Raw genomic sequence first — 422 nt, 5'->3', positions numbered from 1 at the left:
GCCATGATGTCCCGGAAGCCGGTGCGCATGCCACCGAGCAGCGCCGTGACGGACGCGCGACAACCGTTCGGTAGGGTCGGCGGCGATGCACAAGACCCTGATCGTCACCAACGACTTCCCGCCCCGCCCCGGCGGCATCCAGGCCTTCCTGCCCAACAAGGCCCTGCGCCTGGACCCGGAGCGCGTGGTCGTCCACGCCTCCACCTGGAAGCGCACCCGGGAGGGCGTCGAGGCGACCGCGGCCTTCGACGCCGAGCAGCCGTTCACCGTCGTCCGCGACCGTACGACGATGCTGCTGCCCACCCCGGCCGCCACCCGGCGAGCCGTGGGACTGCTGCGCGAGCACGGCTGCACCTCGGTGTGGTTCGGGGCGGCGGCCCCGCTCGGCCTGATGGCGCCGGCGCTGCGCCGCGCGGGGGCCG

1 pseudogene is annotated in these 422 nt (G+C 74.6%); it reads left to right on the top strand.

What is annotated here, in order from left to right:
• Positions 1–85: 85 nt before the first annotated feature.
• Positions 86–422 (top strand): annotated as a pseudogene (locus LPA54_RS39970) (alpha-(1-2)-phosphatidylinositol mannosyltransferase); the annotation flags it as partial.

It is taken from the genome of Streptomyces sp. DH12 (assembly GCF_020873895.1).
Taxonomy (GTDB): domain Bacteria; phylum Actinomycetota; class Actinomycetes; order Streptomycetales; family Streptomycetaceae; genus Streptomyces.
The sequence above is the reverse complement of the archived record's forward strand: the minus strand, read 5'-3'. Positions and strand labels throughout refer to the sequence as shown.